Origin of the sequence: Saliniramus sp. (genome assembly GCF_035311605.1) — a bacterium.
Lineage (GTDB): Bacteria > Pseudomonadota > Alphaproteobacteria > Rhizobiales > Beijerinckiaceae > Saliniramus.
Genome location: NZ_DATGCW010000212.1, coordinates 1 through 5,947 on the forward strand (window position 1 = coordinate 1; position 5,947 = coordinate 5,947).

5 protein-coding genes are annotated in these 5,947 nt (G+C 65.8%); 2 read left to right on the forward strand and 3 right to left on the reverse strand.

What is annotated here, in order from left to right; genetic code table 11:
- Positions 1 to 673 (forward strand): MFS transporter (locus VKP01_RS09630; RefSeq protein WP_324411932.1); only part of this gene is annotated, 673 nt, incomplete at its 5' end.
- A gap of 105 nt (positions 674 to 778) precedes the next feature.
- Here the strand turns inward: VKP01_RS09630 and rph are convergent.
- From rph to VKP01_RS09645, 3 genes are all read right to left on the reverse strand, one after another.
- Positions 779 to 1,492, reverse strand: a complete 714-nt coding sequence (gene rph / locus VKP01_RS09635) for a ribonuclease PH (protein ID WP_324411933.1) — start codon at positions 1,490 to 1,492, stop codon at positions 779 to 781.
- A 96-nt stretch (positions 1,493 to 1,588) separates the two neighbouring features.
- The gene (gene trpE, locus VKP01_RS09640) at positions 1,589 to 3,109 is read right to left on the reverse strand and encodes an anthranilate synthase component I (protein ID WP_324411936.1); all 1,521 of its coding nucleotides are present in this window, start codon (positions 3,107 to 3,109) and stop codon (positions 1,589 to 1,591) included.
- Between the two features lie 8 nt (positions 3,110 to 3,117).
- Positions 3,118 to 5,022: a peptidylprolyl isomerase gene (locus VKP01_RS09645; protein WP_324411934.1), complete on the reverse strand. Its 1,905-nt coding sequence runs from the start codon at positions 5,020 to 5,022 to the stop codon at positions 3,118 to 3,120.
- Between the two features lie 190 nt (positions 5,023 to 5,212).
- Here VKP01_RS09645 and tpiA point away from each other — a divergent pair.
- On the forward strand, positions 5,213 to 5,947 hold a 735-nt coding region (tpiA, locus tag VKP01_RS09650; protein ID WP_324411935.1), incomplete at its 3' end, for a triose-phosphate isomerase.

The window sequence follows — 5,947 nt, forward strand, 5'->3', positions numbered from 1 at the left end:
CGTCTTCTTCATCATCGCGATCATCCCGCTGATGCTCTGCCCGCTGGAGGAGCCGCATCAGAACCCCCCTGGTTCGATGCCCTTCCTCAGCCTGATCACCAGCGCACCGCTGGGCGTCCTCGCCTGCTTCGTCTCGGGCACCGTCAACGCCGCCTTCTACGGGATGTCGGGGGTCTATGGCGAACGCGCCGGCCTTTCGCAGACCGAGATCGCCTTCTTCATCGCGGCGATGCTGATCGGCCCGACCATCGCCCATCCCATCGTCGGCGCACTGGCCGACCGGATGGGGCGGCTCTCGATGCTGCTTCTGACCGCCATCGGCTCGGCGCTGGCCTGCCTTGCCATCGCGGTCTTCGCGCCGGGCTTCTGGGGTCTCGCCCTGCTCAGCCTGATCGTCGGCGGCCTGAGCCATCCGGTCTATGCGCTGGGGCTCGCCTATGTGAACGACCAGCTCGATCCGGGCGATTTCGTCCGCGCCGGCGGCGCGCTCCTGATCGCCTTCTGCCTCGGCACGACGGTCGGCCCGACTGCGGCGGCTCTGGTGATGGGCGTGATCGGCGATGCCGGCCTCTACGTCTTCCTCGCCGCCATTCTCGGCATAACCGGGATCGGCGCGATCATGGCGATGCAAGGGCGTGGCAGAGCCGAGCGCCCCACCGTCCCCGCCGTGTGAACCGACGCGTCAGAAAAAAAATGAGCCCGGCGGGAGATCGCCGGGCTCTTTCAATTCCTGCGAGAGCGCGGCGCGCTTCAGGCGATCATCTTCAGGCGATCACCTTCAGGCGATCACCTGCTTCTGCATGCCGACCAGCTCCTCGACGCCCCCACGCGCGAGGCGCAGCAGCGAGAGGAATTCCTCCTCGGAGAACGGCTTGCCTTCAGCCGTACCCTGCACCTCGACGATGCCGCCCTTGCCAGTGATGACGAAATTTGCATCAGTCTCGGCGGTGGAATCCTCGGCATAATCGAGATCGAGCACCGGCGTGTCGCGGTAGATGCCGCAGGAGATTGCCGCGACGTGGTCCTTCAGCGGATTGATCGAGATGATCGAGCGGCTCATCATCCAGGCGAAGCAATCGTTGAGCGCCACCCAGGCCCCGGTGATCGCGGCGGTGCGGGTGCCGCCATCGGCCTGGATCACGTCGCAATCAACCACGATCTGGCGCTCGCCGAAAGCGTGCAGATCGACCACGGCGCGCAGCGAGCGCCCGATCAGGCGCTGGATTTCCTGCGTGCGCCCGGAGGGCTTGCCGGATGTCACCTCACGACGGGTGCGCTCATGCGTGGCGCGCGGCAGCATCGCATATTCCGCCGTCACCCAGCCCTTGCCGGTGCCACGCAGCCAGGGCGGGCCCCGCTCTTCGAGGGAGGCGGCGCAGAGCACCTTGGTCTCACCGAAGGAGACGAGGCAAGAGCCCTCCGCATAGCGCGCGACGCCGCGCTCGAGGGTGACAGGGCGCAATTGGTCGGGCTGGCGTTTGGATGGGCGCATGCTGGTCTCCTGTTGAGGCCGTGGTGATAGACCGGGCACAGGTCCGCCGCAAGGGTACGGCGCATATCGCGCCCGCAAGGTGTGGATCGCGGCGCCTTACTGGCCGCGCTGGCCGCGGCTGGCGAAGCGTACGGCGTCCTCGGCGGCCTTGAACAGGGCCTTGGACTTGTTGACGCATTCGATCCGCTCGGAAGCGGGATCGCTGTCATAGACGATGCCGGCGCCGGCCTGGACATACATCTTGCCGTCCTTGACCACGGCGGTGCGCAAGACGATGCAGGTATCCATCTGCCCGTCAGCGCCGAAATAGCCGATACAGCCGGCATAGGGCCCGCGCTTCTCCTTCTCCAACTCGTCGATGATCTCCATCGCCCGCACCTTCGGTGCTCCGGAAACCGTCCCGGCAGGAAAGCCCGCGACGAGCGCTTCGAGCGCGTCATGACGCGGATCGAGGCGCCCGGTGACATTCGAGACGATATGCATCACCTGGCTGTAATATTCGAGGAAGAAGCTGTCGGTGACCTCCACGGTGCCGTATTGCGACACGCGCCCAACGTCGTTGCGCCCGAGATCGAGCAGCATCAGATGCTCGGCGCGCTCCTTGGGATCGGCAAGCAGCTCCTCGGCATGTCGGCGATCCTCCTCCGGCGTCGCACCGCGCGGGCGGGTGCCGGCGATGGGGCGCACGGTCACCTCGCCGTCGCGCACGCGCACGAGGATCTCCGGCGAGGAGCAGACGATCTGGAAATCCTCGAAATCGAGATAGCACAGGAACGGCGCCGGATTGATGCGCCGGAGCGAGCGATACAGCGCGAATGCGGGAAGCGTGAAATCCGCCTCGTAGCGCTGGGAGAGCACAATCTGGAAGGCGTCGCCGGCGCGGATGTATTCCTTGGCGCGCTCCACCATTTCCTCATATTCCGCATCGCCCGTATTGGAACGGGCGGCCACGGCGGGAAGCGCAGCGGGATCCGCCGCGACGGGCGCGATGACGGGTTTTTCGAGCGCGTCGATGACGGCTTCGAGCCGGGCTATGCCGGTCTCATGGGCGCCTTTCGCGCTCACGCCGGCAGCAGGGCGGACCGGCGTGACGAGCGTGATCTCGTCGCGCACGGCGTCGAAGACGACCATCACGGTCGGGCGGATCATGGTCGCATCGGGCACGCCGAGCACATCCGGGTTGGGCGGGCCGAGCCGCTCCATGGCGCGGACCATGTCGTAACCCAGATGACCGAACAGGCCCGCTGCCATCGGCGGCAGATCCGCCTCTTCCGGAATGGCGCTCTCGGCGATGAGCGCGCGCAGGCTTTCCAGCGGCAGGCGCGGATCGGGAGTGAAAACCTTCTCGCCCGACAGCGCGGCACGGTCAATCGCGCAGGCGCCATCATGGCAGCGCCAGATCAGATCCGGCGCGAGCCCGATCATCGAATAGCGCCCGCGCACTGCGCCGCCCTCGACCGATTCCAGCAGGAAGGCCGGGCCGGAATGGGCTGCACGCAGCTTCAGATAAGCCGCGACGGGGGTTTCGAGATCGGCGATCAGGCGCGTCCGCAGGAGCGTGGCTACGCCCGCTTCATATTTGTGCGCGAAATCATCGAAAGCGGGCGTAACGTCCATCATGAGCCTCAGAAATCGAGACCAATCGCTTCGCGATAGGCCTGCTCGTTGATGCTCACGCCGACATCGTCCTGCAACTGCGCAATGAACTGCGTCAGCATATCCTCGGCGATATCACCCTGCAGCCGCTCTCCGATCATGTCCGCCGCCGGCGTCGTTGTCAGGAACGGCGTCGCGCGGGCGCTATCGACGGTGAAAACCACCCGACGCGTCGCGCCGAGCGGCGCGGTGCCATGCTCCCCGACACGGGTGGCGAAGATGGCGCGCACCGCAGGCTCGTCGAGCGGCTCGGAAGCCTCCCCGCGCGAAAGCTCATCAATCGCCGCGACACCGCCTTCCGCTTCTTGCGCCAGCGTCTGGAGATTCGCGCCCGTGTCCAGCTGCGAAACCATCTCAGACGCCCGCTCACGCAGACGCTGCGCGATCTGATCACTGCGCCAATCGGCGATCACCTCTTCGCGAACCTCGTCGAGCTCACGGTTGCGGGCGGGGTCGACGCCGGTGACGTCGAACCAGATATAGCCGCCGTCATCGGTGCGAAGCGCCGCGTTGTCGATGCCGATATCCGAATCGAATATCTCGGGCACCAGCGTCTCGGCACTCGGCAGATCGAGCCGGTTACCCGCCGGATCACGGCCCTGCGCATCAACCGCTTCGACGAGACGGGGCTCGAAGCCCCGCTCGCGAGCGATATCCGCCAGAGGCCGGGCGGTGGCGCGCTGATCCTCGATCTCGTCATAGACGCTGCGCATACGGTCACGCGCCCGGTCGATCGCGATCTCATCGCGAATCTCGGCCTCGACAGAATCGAATGGCAGCACCCGGCCCTCCTCAATGGTGACGACACGCACCAGGGAATGGCCGAAACGACCGGAAACCGGGCCGGAAACCTCCCCCTCCCCAAGCGCGAAAGCCGCCTCGCCGATGGCAGGATCAATAAATGCATCGCGCGCCATCATGCCCATGTTCAGGACATCCTCAGCGACGTCGCGCTCACCTGCGAGACCTTCGAAATCGATATCCCCGATCTCCAGCCGCGATGCGGCATCCACCGCTTCCTGCTCGGAGGGGAACGGGATGCGCTGAACCTCACGGCGCTCGGGGGCGCCGAAGCGGGCTTCGCCCTCGCGCTCATAGAAGCTGCGGACCTGCTCCGGCGGGACGGCGGCGGGGTCGGCAAGATCGGCGGGGTCGATCCGCAGGACGGTGGCCGCGCGGAATTCGGGTGCACGGTAGCGACCGATATTTTCCTGATGAAAAGCGGCGAGTTGATCCTCGGTCGGTGACGAAATGACACCGGCATCAGCCTCGTCGAGGATCAGAAAGCGGGCCTCGCGCCGCTCGGCACCATAGCGATGCACCGCCTCCATGGCGGCGACCGGCGCACTGATATCGGCGGCGAGTGCCGCGATGATCTGCTGGCGGGCGATCGCGTCACGCTGCTGGGCGACGTAACCTTGCTCACTGAGACTGTTGGAAAAGAGCAATTGCTGGAAGCGACCCTGATCGAAATTGCCGGCGGCATTCTGGAAGCTGGGATCATCCATGATCGAACGTGCGACAAGCTGGTCTGATACCGAAATGCCGAGTTGCCGTGCACGCTCGTCGAGGGTGGCCTCCGTGACAAGGTTCGACAGGACCTGCCGATCGAGCCCGAAAGCTTGCGCTTCCACGGGAGTGATCGGCTGACCGATCTGGACGCTGATACGGCGCACCTGATCCTGATAGCTCTGGCGGGCCATCTCCGCCGTGATCTCGGTCTCACCGACACGGGCAATCGTGGCGCTGGCGCCACCACGGAAGATGTCGCCGACCCCCCAGACCGCGAAGCTGAGGATGAGCAGCGTGAACAGCACACCGGCGACGACCTTGCCGACCCAGGTGCGACCGGCATTGCGCATATTGCGAAGCATGGGCGTTCCGTCTTCTTCGTTGCATGTGGGCGGGCACCGCCTGTAAGTGCCCGCGATACCGCAGTTTCCCTCACGGGGAAAGGGTGCAGCCGCAAACGAGCGCAGAAATATGGCACGGAGCGGGCGGATTGCCGCACTGCCGGGGAACTGCTATTCCCGCATCGCGTTTTCCGCAAAGGGAGTGGTCACGATGGCGTCAGGGCAAAAACCCAAGCTTGTTGCCGGCAACTGGAAGATGAACGGAACACGTTCGTTCCTCGACATGGTCGCCGAATTGCGCGTGGGTGCGGCCGGAGGCATTGCCGATACCGACCTGCTCGTCTGCCCGCCCGCGACACTGCTCGCCGCCGTGGCGACGGCGCTCGAAGGATCCTCGATTGGTGCCGGTGGTCAGGATTGCCATGCGAAGGAAAGCGGCGCCTTCACCGGCGAGGTCTCCGCCGAAATGATCGCCGATTGCGGCGCCACGCATGTCATCGTCGGCCATTCCGAGCGCCGCCAATATTACGGTGAGGACGACGCCGCCGTCGCCGCCAAGATGCGAGCGGCGCATCGCGCCGGGCTGGTCGCCATCGCCTGTGTGGGCGAAACACAGGACCAGCGCGAGGCCGGCAAGGCGCTCGACGTGGTGGGCAAGCAGGTCGCGGCGCTGCTCGACGAGAGCGTGACCGGCGCCAATTCCTGCATCGCCTACGAGCCCGTCTGGGCCATCGGCACCGGCCTGACGCCCACGGTCGCGGATGTCGCGGAAATGCATACCGCCATTCGAGAGACGATCGCCGCGAAAATCGGCGCGGAAGAAGCGGCACGGGTACGGCTGCTCTATGGCGGCTCGGTCAAACCCGCAAATGCTCGCGAACTGATGGCTGCCGCCGATGTCGATGGCGCGCTGGTCGGCGGCGCGAGCCTCGTGGCAGCGGATTTC

What these genes read in the sequence shown, in the direction of transcription:
- rph (WP_324411933.1), bottom strand. Translation starts at nt 1,492, where the DNA reads ATGCGCCCATCCAAACGCCAGCCCGACCAATTGCGCCCTGTCACCCTC.
- VKP01_RS09645 (WP_324411934.1), bottom strand. Translation starts at nt 5,022, where the DNA reads ATGCTTCGCAATATGCGCAATGCCGGTCGCACCTGGGTCGGCAAGGTC.
- trpE (WP_324411936.1), bottom strand. Translation starts at nt 3,109, where the DNA reads ATGGACGTTACGCCCGCTTTCGATGATTTCGCGCACAAATATGAAGCG.